Raw genomic sequence first — 17,944 nt, 5'->3', positions numbered from 1 at the left:
TGCCCCCTGAGCATAAGACAGAGAGGCATTTGTCAGATATCGCGGACATCGAGCAAAGCCCTTGGTTTGATGCTGACTGGTATATGATGCAATACCCCGATGTGGCTGTTTCCGGTATGTCGCCCGCGCAGCACTACTTGCTGCTGGGGGAGGCCTGGGGTCGAAAAGCTGGCCCGCGTTTTGATGCCGAGTATTACCGTAATCAACATCAGGATATCGCTAAGGCGGGCGTTAGCCCCTTGCTCCATTTCACGCGTAATGGAGAAAAAGAGGGGCGCATGCCGGTTGATCTACTTGCGCACCAGGTTGAGGATCTACTTTGGCAACAGGCTGATACCTCGACGCAATTATCAACACTGAATGGCCTGCTTACTCATCAAGACCCCTGGGAAGTCAGCTATGCAGCATGGGCGCTGGGGCGTTGGTATGCTTGGCAAGGTGAGTGGCAGCGCTGCGCTGAGGTATTGTCACGCCGCCATCAACTACACGATGTTAAGCCCGCTACGGCGGCTCCCTGTTTATTAGAGGTGGAAGCCCTGATCAACGACGGTCAGCTCGTGGAATCTTGGCAGCGTATCCAGCAGTTAATGGCCGCATTCCCCGACTACCCTGATACCTCCCTGGTGCTCGCTAATTTGTTGGCAGTGCAGGCCGCTGCTCAAGCAGGGGGGGCAGCCACGCCTCCAGCGTCTTCACAGGCCCACGCGCTAACGGAGCAGTTTCGTTTACAGCACATTAACGCGCTGTTTAGCCGTGCCAATCACTATCCGCTCGTGCTTAAAGATGCTAACCAGCCCTTAACGCTCGATAACTTAACGCACGAAAACACAGCAGAGGCTCGTTCTTCTGCGCGCGAGAGCGGTGAATTGGTCAGCGTCATTGTGCCGTTATTTAATGCAGAGGCTCACTTGGCAACGGCACTGCGCAGCCTGGCTGCGCAGTCTTATGCCAATATAGAGGTTATCGTGGTCGACGATGCGTCTACAGATGACTCGTTAGCCGTGGCCAGGGCATTTAGCCAGCAGGATTCTCGCTTTCGGGTGCTAACTCAGCCCACCAATCAGGGAGCTTACGCGGCGCGGAACCGTGGTTTGGCGGCAGCGAAGGGAGCATTTATCACCGTTCACGATAGTGATGATTGGTCGCATCCTCAAAAGCTTGAAGTGCAGGTAGCAGGCTTGGAAAGCAAGCCAGAGTGGCAGGCATGCTTTAGTGATTGGGTTCGCTGTTCTACTGAAATGCTCTTTACTCGTTGGCGTGTTGAAGCGATGGATGGGTGGATTTATCGCAATACGTCATCATTTATGTTTCGGCGGAAGGTTTTTGAAACATTAGGGTTTTGGGACGTTGTCAGAGTGGATGCTGATGCTGAGTACTTTCAGCGCTTTACGACTGCCTTTGGCGCTAAATCCTTTGGTGGCGTTAAGAGAGGCGTTCCGCTGGCCTTTGGCCGTAGCTTGCCCACCTCGCTTAGCCAGGCAGGCCCCACGCACTTAGTTACCCAGTTTAACGGGGTGCGCAGTGATTACCGCTATGCGGCGGCTCAATGGCATGAGAGTGCCAAACAGCCAAGTGATTTGTACCTGCCGGCCAACCCCGATGTTCGTCCCTTTCCAGCACCGGCTGCCAACTTGCCCGGTTGAGCTGGTATCCTATTGCCCATTTATTACGTGTTAGGAATTCATTGTGAGCCAGCAACAGCATTCGGTAGCGGCCAACGCTACACAAGACCTTGCTATCAAGCCTTCTATCAATACGTTAGCCCAGGGATCCATGTTTTGGCAGCCTGATTACCGTGAGGCATCTCCCTGGCTGGAACATCTACCGTTTCTGTTTTGGTTGGTAGAGGCGTTGCGGCCACAGCAGGCTGTGGGCTTGGGGGTCGAGAGCGTCGCGCACTTTGCGGTTTGCCAGTCGGCCTCCCGGCTTCGCCTGGGCACACGTTGCTTTATGGTGGGAGTGCATGAGGAAGATGCAGCAAGCAAGCAGGATGCCGAGGCTATTCGGGCCTATGCCGCTGACCACTTCTCTACAATCAGTCAGTGGCTAGAGGCGACTCCCATCCGGGCGATTGACCAGTTTGATGAGGGCTCAATCGACCTGTTACTGCTACATGTAGAAGCCGATGACAACAGCGTGGATTATCTGCTGGATCGCTGGTTATCCAAGCTTTCAACTCAGGGTGTCGTGGTAGTGCCAGGGGTTGCCCGCCGCGAGCCAGGTTGCCTTGTGTTCCGTGCTTTTGAAACCCTTAAAGCTCGCTACCCGCACTTTGTGTTTCACCATGCCGGTGGGCTGGGGATTATTGCGGTAGGTAATAATCTGTCCCCGCTGCTTAAAAACCTTTTAGGCGCGCTGGAGTCGGCGGCCTCTACGCAGGTGGTGCAGGATGTTTTCGCCCGCCTAGGGCGCAGTTGCCAGGATAAAGTGACTGTGCGCCACCAGCAGGCGCTTTCACAGGCCCTGGAAACCCGAGTTAACGAACAGGCGAGCAATCTGGCGGCTGCCGAACAGCGGGTAAATGAGCAGGAAGAGCATTTACAGCAGGTGGGTGAAGAGCGCGATAAGCTGAAAGCGTGCCTTGAACAGCAAGAATCTCGGTTCGCCCAGGAACGTGGCCGTTTGGCCGAGCGGGTGAGTTCGCTGGAAGAATTTAACGACGAGCTGAAAAAGGAGCTGATGCGCCAGCGTGAACAGGGCGAACGCCAAGCGAATGAGGCCCGTGAGCAAAGAGAGCGCTACGCTGCTGAGTCTCGTGAGTATGCCCAGGCGTTGAAAGCCAGCGAACAGGCGCTCAACAAAGCTCAGCAAGAAGTGGATGAACATAAGCGGACGCTGGAAACTCGCTTTAGCGAACTGGCAAAACTTACCAGCCTACTTGAAGCCAATGAAAAGAGCTTGCGTAGCGCCCATGAAGAAAACACTGGGTTAACTAACAAGCTGCAAAAAGCTGAATCGTCGCTTCAGGCTCGCTTTAATGAAATGGGCCAATTGACCCGTAAGCTACAAGAAGCGGAGCAGAGTATTGGCGATGCTGAAAAGAGCCGTTCAGATGTTGAACAACAGCTGGCGCAGCAAAAGAAAGGATACGCCACGCTTTCTGCTCAATTGAAAGCGACCACTGAGCGCGAAAAAGAAGCGCTTAGCACTGTTGACGAGCTAACCGAACAGCTCAAGAAAAACGAAGCGCAACGCGGGCAGTTGAAACGAGAGCTTGATGATACAAAATCTGCTAACCAGAAACTTGAAGTGGACGCTAAAGCCAACCGCGAAACGCAGGCCCAGCAGCGTCGCGAAATAGAGCGTCAATCTCATGAGTTAGCCAATCTAGTGGATCAGCTAGAAGCTCTGCGAGCAGCAGCACCTAGTACTGATACGTCTACTCAAGCGGAGTTAACCGCCCCCAAAAGTGTTGCTAAAGCCCCACCGCTGACAAAGCGAGCGATCAAGCGGCAGGTTGCGTTAATCGAAGCGAGTCAGTGGTTCGACGCTAAGTGGTATTTAACGCAATACCCTGATATTGCTCGTGATAGCAAAATGTCGGCGAATCCTGCCCGCCACTACTTGCTAATGGGCGGTTTCGAAGGGCGTAACCCAAGCCCGGGGTTTGACTCGGCGTACTACCTTCAGCACAACCCCGACGTGGTAGAAAGCGGAATCAACCCGCTTGTGCACTACCTTAAGTTTGGTGAGAAAGAGAAGCGAAGTACTAAAGCAAAGTACTAAAACGTAGCACTAAAGCGTGGTACTAAAGCCTAGTACAAAGGAACTGTAATGAGCGATGCTAATCGTAAGTTGTTATTGGATGCAGAATTATTTAATGCGTCGTGGTATGTAAACCGTTATCTAGATGCTCAGCATAGTCAGCTTTCTCCGCTGGAGCATTTTTTAAATTATGGCTGGGCACTGGGCCGCTGCCCGGGGCCTGGTTTTGATCCTGAAGAGTATTCCCGACGCTATCCCGATGTTGCCACATCGGGGCTGAGCCCGTTGCTGCATTACCTTCGTCATGGCCGCAGTGAAGGGCGGCGGGCAGTAGTGGGGGAAGGGGATTCCCCCGCTGTTCCACAGCTGGCGGTCGTTTTGCATGCTTACCATCTTGAATTGGTGGCACTGCTAGGTGACAGGCTTGCCTTGCTGAAGGAGCCCTTCGATCTGTTTATTACCACGTCCCATGCGCCGAATACGCGGGAAATTGTGGCGCTGAAGAAACGCTACCCTGGTGCAAAAGTGGTGCACTGCCCTAATCGGGGGCGGGATATTGCGCCGTTTTTTTCGCTAATACCTCATCTGCAACAGTATACGCTGTGCTTGAAGCTGCACACCAAGCAGGGTGTAACGCCGGTGGCTAAACAGTGGCGGGATACACTTTTGAGCAGCGTATTGCCGAGTGGCGGCGGCGTGCAGGCGTTGCTGCATAAGCTACGCAGCGACCCCCGCTTGCAGTTAGCAGGCCCTCAGCGGCTGTTTATGAGCCAACTGTCAATGCGGTTTGGCAATGGCCCTTGGTTGGAAAAGCTTGCACCACGGGTCAATGTATCGCTGGAAAGCGACTGGGGCTTTTTTGCTGGCAGTATGTTTTGGTGCCGCCCCCAAGCGCTATCTGCTTTGGCCGCCGAAGTGGCGCCATTAATGTTTGAGCCAGAAACCGGCGAGCAGGATGGTGAGTTGTCCCATGCGTTGGAACGTTTGGTGGGCGGTGTCGTGCGCCCCCAGTCAGAGCGGGTGTTGCTATTACCCCATGGGTCTAATGGCGAGCTTTCGCCTTATCAGATGGAGACCGGGCTGGAAAGCACCATGCCATCAGAGCTGCTGATCGATAGCAGTGACCTTCAAGAATTGCAGGTGCTTGGTACTAGTGGTGTGAAAGCGGCCAGAAAACAGGGGTTGAATGGCGATCTTAACCTCAACGGTGATCTCGCGATTTGTGGCTGGCTGGCGGACAGTGGTTCCAGCGCGCCGCGTTCGGCGTTGATCCGTATTGATGGTCACCATGAGATTGAAGTGATCGCTAACCAGTTTCGCAATGACCTGCGTGATAACGGCATTCATGAAGGGCGCCATGCCTTTGAGACATATCCGCCGGTTGAGTTGGTAGACGGCCAAAACCATCACCTTGAGTTAATCGACACCCTGAGTGGCCATGTGGTGGCCAGTGGCGATGCTGTCTGGGAGTTTCAGCGTTCCTTTAGCGATTTTGCGGGTTATCTTGCCCATGGTTTGGTTGATCCTTATCTGTCGCGCCCGTTTCGCGAGGCTGATAAGCGATGCTTGGCCGCCATGGAGAACGTGGCGGATGGGCTGACTCGTGATGCGCAAGCACTCGCAAAGGCGCCGCTAGTTACCGTCATTATGCCTTGCTTTAACCGTTTGGATACCATTGAGGCAGCGGTCGAGTCGGTGAGTAGCCAGGTGTATGCCAACTGGGAATTGCTGTTGGTAGATGACGGCAGTACCGATGGCACCCGTGAGTGGTGTGAGCGGCAGGCCGCCAAAAACGAACGTATTCAACTGATTGCTCTGAAAAAAAACCGAGGTGTCTCCCATGCGCGCAACCAAGGGCTGGAGGTAGCGCAGGGGGCTTATATCGCTTACCTGGACTCTGATAACGTTTGGGATCCACGCTATTTGGCTGCCATGGTGGGGGCTTTTAGCCGCGAACCCACAGCTCAGGCGTTTTATTCAGGCTTATATCGCTACACCGGCAATGCCACAGAGCCTTCAGGCGTGCTGTTTGGTCCTTTGAATCGCGCATTGTTGTTCAATAGGAACTATGTAGACCTCAATGCGTTTTGTCACACTCGCGAGGCCTATCAACAGTGTGGGGGCTTTGACGAGACGCTGCCGAGGTTTGTGGACTGGGATTTGATCCGCCGCTATAGCCAGCGGGTACGGCTTTGTTCAGTGCCAGTCGTATTAACCCACTATTATTATGGCCGTGCCGCTAACACGTTGACGGCTAACACGGAGTACGTGGGCTATTTAGACCAGGTACGTGAGGCAACTGGGCATCAGTGGTCTGCCGCTAAATCAACTGCCTCTACTGCACTGCAGCGAGGGGTGTCGGTGGTTATCCCCAGCTATGAGTCGTTGGAGGATCTGCGTGATTGCCTCACTAGCCTGGAAGCGTTGGCGCTGGGCGATAAGCTGGAGGTGATCGTTGTCGATAATGACTCTTCGTCTCCGGTGAAGAAGTTCCTTGAAGAGGCTCAGGCTGCCGGGCGCCTGAAAGCAATTTTTAATTCCTGCAACTATGGCTTTACTCACGCAGTTAACCTGGGATTGGCAGCGGCTAAAACAGACCACGATTTGATGCTGCTTAATAATGATGCGCAGGTTGAGCCAGGCGCGTTGGAAGCTATGCAACTGGCAGCGACTCAATTGCCAGAGTGCGGCCTGGTCGTTCCCCAGCAAATTTTACCTGGTGGTACGCCCACTTTAACCACCCACGTGCCTTATGCCGACGCCGATCAACCCTGTGATGTCAATCTTTCGGCTCATCACGGTAATATTGTGACTCCGCCGTTATTGCATGACGGAAGAGTGCTGGAGATCAGCTTTGCACCGTTCTTCTGTGTCTATATTCCCCGCGAAACATATCGTAGCGCTGGGCCTCTGGATGCGCAGTTTGGCCGCCATTACCGTTCTGATCGTATTTACTGCGATGTGGTAAGACACCTGTTAGGGCTGCGGATTTACCATGTCAGCGATGCTTGTGTCGTGCATAAACTGCAGAAGTCTACTCGGGTGCTGTCTGGTCGTTCCAATAGTCAATTCGATCTAATGTTCAGGAAAAATCAGTGGGATGAACCAACGCGACATACCCTTGGCTTTCGTAAAGCGGTGTGGGATCTCTGACTGGAAGAGCGTCGCTTATGACACTTCTGCACTTTCCCGTAACGGGGTTGTCTGAGTGTCCACTTGGCCCATCGTTATGGGCCTGATCAAGCGTTCTTACAGTCAGCTATGGACGGTTTCACTGAGAATGATTGAAAGCATAGTCCTTCAAAGCAGAGCTCTTCAAAACAGAGCTCTTCAAAACAGAGCCCTTAAAACCCCGTGGGAGATGCCAGCCATACGTTTCGCTCGCTTTGTTAAACGGTTTGTTGGGCGGGACACTTTAAACCGCTATACCTCAGGGCTCCGCTGGCACCTTGATTTCCCTGATGCGCAACGCCCCCCGTGGTTGCTCCCAGGGGGGTGGGTCGTGCAGGGGTGGGTAGTGCTGCCTGAAGCGTTAGCCGAGTGGGTAGGCAAGGCTGAAATAATTGCTCGCTGGAGCAAAACCTTTGAGCTTTGCCACCCTCTGTCGGTGCGCCGTCCTGATGTCATTGAAGCGCTTTTTGGAACCGCTGATGAGTCACACCCTCAAGTGCAGTGTGGCTTTCGTTTTACGGTTCCTCACCGTTTGGAGCAGTTCTCACTGTTTCTGCGCTTAGGAGATATGCAGTTTCCCCTTTCCCAGGTAGATATACCGTCTGATGTTCATTTAGATGATGCACTGCCTCCTTCCCTTAAAGTGCTTGAGGGTAAGCAGGGGTGGTTGTTTTTGGATAATGATACCAATGGGAGTGTTGATCAGTACCGGGGGCGGCTTCGTCTAACGGAAGGAGGGGTAGAGCAGTGGCAACAGTACTTTCAAGCCGTTGAGCAACTGGCTGACAGTGCCGAGGCCGCTCATGCGGTGTTGGTGGCACCGTCTAAAGAGAGTGTCATGGGGCCTAGCTATCATCCGTTTACTGAAGGTAGCAATGGCCCCATACAACAGTTAATGGCGTTGCCGGAAGCACACAGCATTGTGTACCCCCAGGCGCTTTTGACCCAGTTGGGTGATGAGGCCTTTATTCGCACGGATAGCCACTGGTCCCAGCAAGGTGCGATGGTGGCTGCAAAAGCGCTGGCAACGGCGCTTGACCTTGATCCCAATGCGGTTAACGCGCTTTTTGCCGAAGATGAGTACGTGCAACGTACAATTGTCGGCGACTTGGGCAATAAATTTACGCCGGAACGCCATTGCAACATAGAGGTGCTGCGCTCGTTTAGCTATATGAAGTGCCGCTATTATGATAATGGCTTGCCCAACTTTGGGCGTTTGTCGGTGTTAGTGAATGACCAGGCACTGATGCCTAGTGTGTGTTTACTCTTTGGCTCGTCTTCCAGCTATTCAATGCTTAACTACTTATGCCGTCTGTTTCAACAAGTGGTGTTTGTACACAGCGCGGGAAGCCTCGACCCTGAGCTGGTGAAAGCGGTTAATCCGGCTTATTTGGTGATGCAAACCAATGCACGGTTTATGGTGCAAGTACCTGAGGTGGATCAGTCACTTTTGAAGTTAATCGATGAAAAACGCGCCAGGCTATCTGAAGATGAGTGGGCTTCAGTGGCTAAGCGAAAGATCTCCGTCGCACGTGATGATGCCTTGATTCATAAACTTAATTTAACACCCTGGCTAGTCTAGGCTCTGTCTGAAAACTGGCTGCGCTCGACCATACGGCGTTAAAAATCGGCTCAAAGTACTCATTTACACCATGTAAACTCCGTCTTTTCGCCGATTTTTGCCTTGTCTGGCCTTCGCTCGCCGACTTTTCAGACAGAGCCTAGCAGGGTTTTACAACAGGCTGGTGTGACGCAGCCTAAGGGCTGGTAACATGCTCGCTCCATATCCGCCGGATAAGACGCTTTTGAATGAATGCTAACCACACGTCACGCGATAAGCCTTGGTACCCTCACCACCGCAGCCCTCAGCAATTTGTTCCTTTACAGCAATTAAAGGCGGCTTCACGCCCTGGTGAATGGCAATCCCTGGGCGCGGAGCCGCTTTTTGCGTTAGAAGGGCAGTTACCTTTGCCCGGCTGGAACATGGTCGAAATTGCCTGTGAGCGAGACGTGACCAGTGTGGTGTCTAGCCTCACGTTTGAGTCTGCACGGCGCTCGTTAACGGTAGAGCTACCTCTGCGTGTGGGTAAGATCACGAAGCGGCTTGTATACGTGCCATGGGGTGTGAAACGTGTGACGTTTGCGCCCATGAACGCCACGGGCACGTTTTCCCTGGAACATTTTCGCTTCGTATGGCTAACGCCAATGTTTGCCTATAACCGTTTGCTGCAGCGGTTATCCAACATGCATGAACACTACCGTGATCTTTCTTTGAAAGAAATTGAGCTCAGTTTGAAGCAGCAGGCGCGTAAACAGAGCCGCAAATGGCAAACCATTGCCCTAGAGGACTACGAAAGTACATTTATTAGTTTTTCCACTCGTCGCCACTACCAGCAGTGGATTCGTCAGGTAGAACGAAGGCGTGCGCCTAGCGACCATGAGGTGGCCATGCGCCACCATGTTCACTCTTTTGATTGTAGTATTTTGCTGGTGTGTCCTATTGGCGAGGCGACGCCTGATGCATTACAGGCTTTACAAAACAGCTTAAAAGGCAGCCTGGCCAGTGTGGCGGAGCAGTCCTTGTCGCCACGGCAGGCCGTACTTTTGTTACCGTCACCGGCATTTCATGGCTGGCAGGCATGGTTAGAAGAATGGCAGCGTGAGATGCCCGTTCTTCGCGTTGTAGAAAGTCATGCCACCAGTGTTGCGGCCTTGCGGATAGAGGCCCTTTCCTATTGCAAACACTCCTGGATATGGTTTTTACGCCCAGGTGATCGTTTAGCGGCGAATGCACTGTTTCATATGGCCAGTATTGCTGCAGATAATCCTCAAGCGCAGATGCTGATAGCCGATGAGGATAGCCTTGACGAGGAGGGAGTTCGGCACTCGCCGCAGTTTAAGCCTGAGTGGAATGCTGATTTGCTGCTTTCGATGCCGTATATGGGTCGGGCCGTGTGTTACCAGCACCGCTTTTTTCCACGCCTTTCAGCCGATATGTGTGGTGACAATGCCAATAACCCTGATTGGCTGGATTACGTACAAACGTTGGACGTAACACGGCGCGATCATTTTTCGTCGCAACAGCTTGCCCACGTACCCCATATTGCCTATCACGGTGCACCGGGGGCTGCCACAGCGCCTTCCAGTTATGTTGGGGCTGTTGAGCAGCATTTAGAGGCCTGTGGGCAGGTTGCACAAGTAGCGCCAGGGTTATTACCCGGCACGCAGCGCATTCGTTGGCCAATGCCTACGCCAGAACCCTTGGTGAGCTTGCTGGTGCCTACCCGCGATGGCGTCGATATATTGCGCCCTTGTGTTGATGCTATTTTGGACCGTACCGACTATAGCCACTTTGAACTGCTTATTCTGGATAACCAAAGCAGCTGCAAAGAGACCCTGGCGTATTTGGACGAAGTGGCAGCCCGTGACACCCGAGTAAAGGTGTTGTCCTGGAACGCTCCGTTTAATTATTCATCCATCAATAACTATGGTGCTGACCATGCTCGGGGAAGTGTTATTGGTTTAATCAATAATGATGTGGAGCCGATTGATGGGCAGTGGCTGACGGAGATGGTAGAGCAGGTTTCACGCCCTGATATTGGTTGTGTAGGCGCGAAGCTCTACTACCCCAATGACACCATCCAGCATGGTGGTGTGATTCTTGGGTTAGGTGGCTTAGCGGGACATGCCCATCGCTTCTTTCAGCGTGACGAAGATGGTTATATGGGGCGCTTGAAAGTGGCTCAGAACCTTTCTGCCGTGACGGCAGCCTGTCTGCTACTGCGTAAAGAGGTCTTCGATGCTGTTAATGGTTTGAACGAGGAAGATCTGGCTGTCGCTTACAACGATGTGGATTTATGCATTAAGGTTCGTGAGGCGGGTTACCGTAATCTGTGGACGCCGTTTGCTGAGCTTTACCATCATGAATCCATTTCCCGCGGTGCCGATGACACCCCTGAAAAGCGTGCGCGTTGGCTAAGCGAATATGCCTATATGCGCAAAACCTGGGGCGAATTACTGGACAGTGACCCGGCCTATAACCCTAATCTGACCTTGGTTCATGAGGATTTCTCGTTGCGATAAACGCTTGAATATCCATATAAATCTTAAAGTACCCGTGTAGTGGTACTTATCAGACACTTTGATACATCAATCAACAATTTTCGCTGGATATTCAAGTAATAGGTTATGTTGAAAGTAATAAAAAAACCGGGCGTACTAGGTTTTATAGACCGGGTTAGTGAGGATGCGATTAGTGGCTGGAGCCTATCGCCATACGTGACTGTGGTGGTGAATGGCCGAACACGTTGCCGGCTGTCTTGTAACCGCCCACGAGCGGATGTGAAAAAGGCAGGGCTTTCGTTGAGTGGCAACGTGGGTTTTCATGGGGAGCTGGCGCTGAAGCACGGCGATGTCGTTCGCGTGGTGACCCCGAAAGGGGCGCCTCTGAGACATAGCCCTTGGCTCTTTAAGCATCCGAAACAAAGCGATTGGTTACCTATTGCCATCTCCCATCAGCATGCGGAGTATAAAGCAGTGGCTTCGCTTCCCGATCAACTGTTGGTTGATAGATTTAAACCCCTGTTTGGGCAGTCTGCTGAACGACGAATGGCTGGCGCTGTACTTAACGTTGCTAACCAGGCTCCTGTCATGGCACGTTTTGATGTAGAGCCCAAGGCGCATGCAAACGTGATGCAGCTTTATGACAAGGTGATCACGCCTAGTCGTATAGCCGCGCCGCCTTTATTGGCTGCGTTTTCTCAACAAAGGCACATGCTACAGCTGTTTGCTTTTCAGCCAGGCATAACTCTGGAAGAAGTGGGAAGCGGGTGGGAAGCGTGGGTGCCCATGGTAATGGCGCAACTTGTCACTCTTCAACAAGCTGGCGAAGCAGGACGCAGCGCTTTAAAACGCCGCTACAGTCGTTTTAAAAGTTTGCTGCATAGACTGCTTCCATCGGTCATCGCGCAGGCATTGCGGGAAGGCGTCAGTGGGATTGAACTGACATTTTTTATCTTTTTAATCCGTGTTACTGCGCGCTTGCCACGCGTGTTGTCGCATGGTGACCTACACCGTAATAACGTACTCATTGATACTCAGCAGCAGCAGGTAGCGCTTATTGACTGGGATCGATGGGCGTATTTGCCGCTAGGCTTCGATGCGGCGCTTCTGTTGCGTGGGCTACCCTGGACTGACGTAGAAGCCTTGACTGAAAAAAGCGTTGATCAGCAGTTGGGCGCCTTGGTGTTCACCTATCTGTTTCAGTGTTTGGACGTCGCCCATTTCATGCGGTCTGAAGAGGCTGCCCAGCTGCGGGCTCGTATTTACAAGTTATATAAACAGTTCAAAATGTATCCTGGTGTTAGTCAATAACGCTGAGTTGGAAGCTCCGGGGGGCGTTCCGCGGGTGCACTCACTCGATTCCGGTGGGGTGATTACGTGCCACGGCCATGTACATAATGTGCACATGTCCTTGGAATCCCCACCTTCATGTGCATGCGAGATTTAGTAGCGCGTGGTAAGCGAAGCGCACCCGCGGATGCACCGCGAAGCGGTGCCGGGGTTTGCTTGTGCAGGCAGGGTTGGTTCCGTGCCACTGGGCGTCGTTCCGCCGCTACCCGCGGGTGCTGAATAGGGCTAGTGGAAAGGAGAAGAATTATCTTAATCAAGGATGTACCGTGAGTCGCCACACCACCTGGGTTGTTCTAAGCGATGGGGCGCGGCCGACCGAGGACATTTATTTCTTGGCATCTGCTGCCCCCGGTCTGCGCTGCCGGGGCATGGTGGTCGAGCGTTTTACCGCTTCTCGATCTTTCGGGGCTAGCTGGGTACATGGTCGTTCTCTGCTGCGGCGTTTCGCGGGGGCTAATCTGCTGCTTTGTCGCTCGCTACCGTTAGGTTGGCTGCGCTGGCTAGAACGTCACCGCGATGCTTTTGGCTATATTGCCTATTTAATCGATGATGATATTTTTGCGGCGTCCAATGACCCAACCTTACCGGCTGCCTACCGTAAGCGAATGGGTGGGATTGCTAAACATCAACCTCGCTTAGTGTCACTGGCTGATGAAGTGGTGGCCTCTAGCGAGCAATTGGCGCGCTGTTTTTTTAGCGAGCACGATAATGTTCAAGTGCTCACGCCACCTCTGATTACTCCTCTGCCTTCACTTCAGCATTTCTCGCAACCGCCATCTTCCAGCGCTAACTGGAAAATCGGCTTTTACGGCACGCGGGCGCATTTAGCTGACCTTATGCACATCGCCCCGGCCATAGAAGGCATGCAGTCCCAGCGTATGGATACCCAGGTGGAAATTATGCTGGGGCCACACACTCCAGAAAGTTTAATCACGCTGCCACGCTTAAACGCGCCTTGCCCCTTAGCCTGGGAGGCGTTTAAGGTTTATCAACGAGAGCACCGCTGCCATATAGGCCTAGCCCCGTTGTTAAATACCCCGTTTAACCATGGCAAATCTTTCATCAAATTTTTTGATATTACCGCCATGGGCGGGGTAGGAATATATTCAAATCGTTACCCGTACACTGAGATTGTCCAGCACGGAAAAAATGGTTTGCTAGTCAATGATGCGCACGTTGAATGGCGAAGTGCGTTAGAACACTTGTTAGAAAACCCCATAGCGGCTGCCAACATGGCTAAGCAAGCCGCTGTTGATGCAAAACGTATCGGTAACGTAGAAGCAGCTGTGCAGTTTTGGCTAAAACGTAGTGGTGCCGTGCCGCAATAAGATAAACAGGGAGAGGGAACCATGGAATCTACTGTTAAAGCTTTTTATGAAGAGCGACCCAGCGCTAACGTCGTTGGGGAGCGCGTGTCGTTTGGTACCTCTGGCCATCGTGGCCGCTCCATTGAGCGTACGTTTAATGCTTCGCATATTTATGCCATCACCCAGGCGGTGGTCGACTACCGGCGTGAGGCGGGCTATCAGGGGCCGCTGTTTTTAGGTTTCGATACCCACGCGCTTTCTCGCCCTGCCTGGGAGTGCGCGCTGCAAGTGTTGGCTGCCAACAAGGTGCCGGTATTTGTCGAGAAAGATCACGGCTACACCGCGACGCCGCTGATTAGCCAGGCGATCCTGCACCATAATAATCCCCATGACCTGGCGGCGCCCGATGTGGCGCTTGCGGATGGCTTAATCATCACGCCTTCGCACAACCCGCCGGAAGATGGCGGTATTAAGTATAATCCGCACCATGGTGGCCCCGCGGATACTGATGCCACCGGCTGGATTGAACTGCGTGCAAATGCCTACCTGCTGCGCCAGTTGGAAGATATACCCACCGTGCCGGTGGATGAGGCGATTGCCCACGCCCAGGAGTACGATTTCACTGCGCATTACGTTGCCAAGCTTGGCAGCGTAGTGGATATGGCCACTATTCAGGGCGCAAACTTAGCGTTAGGTGCTGACCCCATGGGCGGCACCGCGCTCCCGGTATGGCAGGCGATAGCGGCGCACTACGACCTGAATCTTGATGTCGTGAATACTATAGTTGATCCTGAGTTTGCGTTTATGCCGCCAGATCACGACGGCAAAATTCGTATGGATTGCTCTAGCCCGGCAGCAATGGCTAACCTACTCAAGGTTAAAGACCGCTTTGATATAGCTTTTGGCAACGACCCCGATGCCGATCGCCACGGTATAGTTGATGCCAGTGGCCTGATGAACCCGAACCACTTTTTGGCCGTGTGCATCGATTACCTGATCACCCACCGCCCAGAGTGGGCGGCTAGCCTGAAGATCGGCAAGACGTTGGTGTCCTCTTCCATGATCGACCGAGTGGTGGCTTCCCACCAGCGCGAGCTTTACGAAGTGCCGGTAGGCTTCAAGTGGTTCGTGGATGGCCTGCACGAGGGCTGGCTTGCCTTCGGCGGGGAAGAGAGTGCAGGCGCCAGCTTGCTAACCCGCGACGGTAAGGCGTGGTCCACCGATAAAGACGGCATCGTGCTGTGTTTGTTGGCAGCGGAAATTATGGCGGTCACCGGCAAAACGCCCAGCGAGTATTACCGCACGCTTACCGAGCGCTTTGGTGAGCCTTTTTACAAGCGCGTCGATACCGCCTGTTCACCCGAAGAGAAAGCGGCGTTTAAAAAGCTGAGTGCTGAGAGCGTGACTGAGAAAACTCTGGCAGGCGACGCTATCACCGCTGTATTGGTAGACGCGCCGGGCAATGGCGCTGCTATTGGCGGCATCAAAGTCACCACCGAAAACGGCTGGTTTGCCGCTCGGCCAAGCGGCACTGAATCGCTTTACAAGGTGTATGCCGAAAGCTTCAAAGGCGCACAGCACTTGGATGAATTGATTGGGAACGCCCAGGCATTGCTGGCTGGTGTGTTGAAATAGATTCTTTGAGGCCGTTTCATCCTTCGGCGGGCACCTTTAGTGGTGCCCGTTATGCTTTTAGCATGTGCTTCAAGTTTTTGTTTTATATTAATTTTAGGAATTATTTGGATGAAAATTGCCGTTGCAGGAACCGGCTATGTGGGGCTTTCCAATGCGATGTTGTTAGCGCAGCACCACGAAGTGGTCGCGGTGGATATCGTCCCCGAGAAAGTAGCGCTGTTGAACAATCGCCTTTCTCCGATTGAGGATGCTGAAATAGCGGCTTTTTTAAATCGTACTGACCTGACTTTTACTGCGACGCTGGATGCCGAGCAGGCTTACGCTGGCGCGCAGTTCGTGATTATTGCCACTCCCACTGATTACGATCCTCAAACCAACTATTTCAATACTAAAAGCGTTGAAGCTGTTATTGAGCAGGTCATGCAGATTAACCCTGAGGCGGTGATGGTCATAAAATCCACCGTGCCAGTGGGGTACACCAAAGGTGCCGCTGAACGCTTTAACACGCAAAACCTTATTTTCTCGCCTGAATTTTTACGGGAAGGAAAGGCGCTTTACGATAATCTTTATCCTTCGCGCATTATTGTCGGAGAGCGTTCCGAGCGGGGCGAGGCCTTTGCTGAACTCCTCAAGCAGGGGGCGATTGCCGAAGAAATAGAGGTATTGTTGACGAACAGCACCGAGGCCGAGGCAATCAAGCTGTTTGCGAATACGTATCTGGCAATGCGGGTCGCTTACTTTAATGAATTAGATACCTATGCGGAAACCCATGGCCTTGATGCCAAGCAGATCATTCAAGGCGTTGGCCTAGACCCGCGTATTGGTAAGCACTATAACAACCCCAGCTTTGGGTATGGTGGCTATTGCCTGCCGAAGGATACCAAGCAACTGCTCGCCAACTATGCTGATGTGCCGAGTAATATGGTTCAGGCAATTGTAGATGCCAACCGCACGCGTAAAGACTTTATTGCCGAGTCCGTACTGCGCCGTAATCCAACCGTGGTCGGGGTTTATCGTCTGATCATGAAAACGGGCTCGGATAACTTCCGCGCCAGTGCCATGCAGGGCGTTATGAAGCGCATCAAAGCGAAAGGTGTGGAAGTGGTCGTTTACGAGCCGGTGCTGGAGGAAGATAAATTCTTTGGCTCAACCGTTATGCGCGATTTAGCCGCGTTTAAAGACAAGTGTGATGTCATCCTGGCTAATCGCATGGTCACTGAGCTTAGCGATGTGGAATCCAAGGTATACACCCGCGATTTGTTTGGCAGTGATTGAGAAGGTGGCTTTACGCTCGCTCAGCTCGCGTTCTTCGTTACCACGCGCTACGGGTTTGGCTTCTGTGGCGTGATGACGTGCCACGGCCATGTGCACACATCCTTGGAATCCCCACCCTCATGTGCACGCGAGATTTAGTAGCGCGTGGTAAGCGAAGCGCACCCGCGGGAGCAGCGCGCAGCGGTGCCGGGATTGGTGAGATGGTGATGTTGAAGCAATAATGTAGTTGGCTGTGAATGTGTTGGAGAGCCGTATTCGCTTAGGCTTATAAGTGACGATGTGCAAGGGGGTTGGTATGCTTCTAGCATCACTGCAAGAGATAATGAAGTGCCAACTCTACTTAATGAAAAAGGTTTCAAATTCTTTTTCTATGCAAATGAACATCCTCCGCCACATGTGCATGTGATGAAGGCAGGAGGCTGGGCTAAAATTGAGACTGAGACTAGTGTGGTAATTTATTCGTCACTAAAGAAACAGGAGCTCAAGGAGTGTCTTGAGCTAGTAAGTTTGCATAGACAGGAATTTTTGGAGGTGTGGAATGACTGGTTTATCAGGTAAAGAAGTCCATTTTGACGACCATTATCTTCATGTCGAATTGAGTGATGGGCGGCGCATTTCAACGCCTATGAGCTGGTATCCAGAACTTGAGCAGGCCTCTGTGAAGGTCTTGCGGCATTACCTGTTTATTTGTGACGCCACCGGTATTGAATGGCCGGATATTGATTACCACTTGAGCATTGCTGCAATGCTGGAAACTCACTCTCAAAAGGTAGCGTAGAGCGAAGCGGTGCCGGGGTTGGCCCATGTAGGAAGGTTGGGTGCCACCGGGCGTCGTTCCGCCGCCACCCGCGGGTGCCTCGAAACGCTCGCTGAGCTCGCTTTCTCGTTACCACGCGCTACGACAATCACTCGATTCCGGTGGCATCCCCACCTTCATGTGCATGCGAGATCTAGTAGCGCGTGGTAAGCGAAGCGCACCCGCGAAAGCAGCGCGAAGCGGTGCCGGGGTTGGCCCGTGTAGGCGATGATGGTTCGGTGCCATTGGGCGTCGTTCCGCCGCCACCCGCGGGTGCCTCGAAACGCTCGCTGAACTCGCTTTCTCGTTACCACGCGCTACGACAATCACTCGATTCCGGTGGAATCCCCACTCTCATGTGCACGCGAGATTTAGTAGCGCGTGGTAAGCGAAGCGCACCCGCGAAAGCAGCGCGAAGCGGTGCCGGGGTTGGCCCGTGTAGGCGATGATGGTTCGGTGCCATTGGGCGTCGTTCCGCCGCCACCCGCGGGTGCCTCGAAACGCTCGCTGAACTCGCTTTCTCGTTACCACGCGCTACGACAATCACTCGATTCCGGTGGAATCCCCACTCTCATGTGCACGCGAGATTTAGTAGCGCGTGGTAAGCGAAGCGCACCCGCGGATGCATCGCGAAGCGGTGCCG

Annotated in this window: 11 protein-coding genes; all 11 read left to right on the top strand. The window is 53.1% G+C overall.

Annotation, left to right across the window (positions count from 1 at the left end; genetic code table 11):
* Window positions 1-29: 29 nt before the first annotated feature.
* The 11 genes from HZS52_RS20435 to HZS52_RS20385 all read left to right on the top strand — a co-directional run bounded on the left by HZS52_RS20435 (window position 30) and on the right by HZS52_RS20385 (window position 17,283).
* Window positions 30-1,643 (top strand): glycosyltransferase family 2 protein, encoded by a 1,614-nt coding sequence (locus HZS52_RS20435; protein WP_223827978.1) that lies wholly within the window; start codon window positions 30-32, stop codon window positions 1,641-1,643.
* 43 nt (window positions 1,644-1,686) lie between these two features.
* Entirely contained in the window at window positions 1,687-3,726 is a 2,040-nt protein-coding gene (locus tag HZS52_RS20430) for a coiled-coil domain-containing protein (protein ID WP_190373521.1), read from the top strand.
* Window positions 3,727-3,774: 48 nt separating this feature from the next.
* Entirely contained in the window at window positions 3,775-6,858 is a 3,084-nt protein-coding gene (locus HZS52_RS20425) for a glycosyltransferase (protein ID WP_190373520.1), read from the top strand.
* A 349-nt stretch (window positions 6,859-7,207) separates the two neighbouring features.
* On the top strand, window positions 7,208-8,458 hold the full coding sequence (locus tag HZS52_RS20420; RefSeq protein ID WP_161609193.1) for an alginate O-acetyltransferase AlgX-related protein: 1,251 nt from the start codon (window positions 7,208-7,210) through the stop codon (window positions 8,456-8,458).
* A gap of 227 nt (window positions 8,459-8,685) precedes the next feature.
* Window positions 8,686-10,959, top strand: coding sequence for a glycosyltransferase family 2 protein (locus HZS52_RS20415; protein WP_190373518.1), 2,274 nt, complete (start codon window positions 8,686-8,688; stop codon window positions 10,957-10,959).
* A gap of 258 nt (window positions 10,960-11,217) precedes the next feature.
* Window positions 11,218-12,249, top strand: a complete 1,032-nt coding sequence (locus tag HZS52_RS20410) for a phosphotransferase (protein WP_190373517.1) — start codon at window positions 11,218-11,220, stop codon at window positions 12,247-12,249.
* A gap of 305 nt (window positions 12,250-12,554) precedes the next feature.
* Window positions 12,555-13,616 (top strand): glycosyltransferase family protein, encoded by a 1,062-nt coding sequence (locus tag HZS52_RS20405; protein WP_190373516.1) that lies wholly within the window; start codon window positions 12,555-12,557, stop codon window positions 13,614-13,616.
* Between the two features lie 21 nt (window positions 13,617-13,637).
* Window positions 13,638-15,230: a phosphoglucomutase (alpha-D-glucose-1,6-bisphosphate-dependent) gene (gene pgm / locus HZS52_RS20400; protein ID WP_174788120.1), complete on the top strand. Its 1,593-nt coding sequence runs from the start codon at window positions 13,638-13,640 to the stop codon at window positions 15,228-15,230.
* A 108-nt stretch (window positions 15,231-15,338) separates the two neighbouring features.
* Window positions 15,339-16,505, top strand: coding sequence for a nucleotide sugar dehydrogenase (locus HZS52_RS20395; protein WP_190373515.1), 1,167 nt, complete (start codon window positions 15,339-15,341; stop codon window positions 16,503-16,505).
* A 405-nt stretch (window positions 16,506-16,910) separates the two neighbouring features.
* Window positions 16,911-17,063, top strand: coding sequence for a DUF4160 domain-containing protein (locus tag HZS52_RS24775; RefSeq protein WP_350340067.1), 153 nt, complete (start codon window positions 16,911-16,913; stop codon window positions 17,061-17,063).
* Window positions 17,044-17,283, top strand: a complete 240-nt coding sequence (locus HZS52_RS20385) for a DUF2442 domain-containing protein (RefSeq protein WP_022524100.1) — start codon at window positions 17,044-17,046, stop codon at window positions 17,281-17,283. Before HZS52_RS24775 ends, HZS52_RS20385 begins: the two co-directional genes overlap by 20 nt.
* The last annotated feature ends 661 nt before the right edge of the window (window positions 17,284-17,944 follow it).

Source organism: Vreelandella titanicae, assembly GCF_014697095.1.
Taxonomy (GTDB): Bacteria; Pseudomonadota; Gammaproteobacteria; order Pseudomonadales; family Halomonadaceae; genus Vreelandella; species Vreelandella titanicae.
Note: the sequence above shows the minus strand (reverse complement) of the source record. Positions and strands in the feature narration are given on the sequence as shown.

Coding starts and splice junctions, on each gene's coding strand:
- pgm (WP_174788120.1), top strand. CDS start 13,638: ATGGAATCTACTGTTAAAGCTTTTTATGAAGAGCGACCCAGCGCTAAC.
- HZS52_RS20425 (WP_190373520.1), top strand. CDS start 3,775: ATGAGCGATGCTAATCGTAAGTTGTTATTGGATGCAGAATTATTTAAT.
- HZS52_RS24775 (WP_350340067.1), top strand. CDS start 16,911: ATGAAGGCAGGAGGCTGGGCTAAAATTGAGACTGAGACTAGTGTGGTA.
- HZS52_RS20385 (WP_022524100.1), top strand. CDS start 17,044: ATGACTGGTTTATCAGGTAAAGAAGTCCATTTTGACGACCATTATCTT.
- HZS52_RS20415 (WP_190373518.1), top strand. CDS start 8,686: ATGAATGCTAACCACACGTCACGCGATAAGCCTTGGTACCCTCACCAC.
- HZS52_RS20395 (WP_190373515.1), top strand. CDS start 15,339: ATGAAAATTGCCGTTGCAGGAACCGGCTATGTGGGGCTTTCCAATGCG.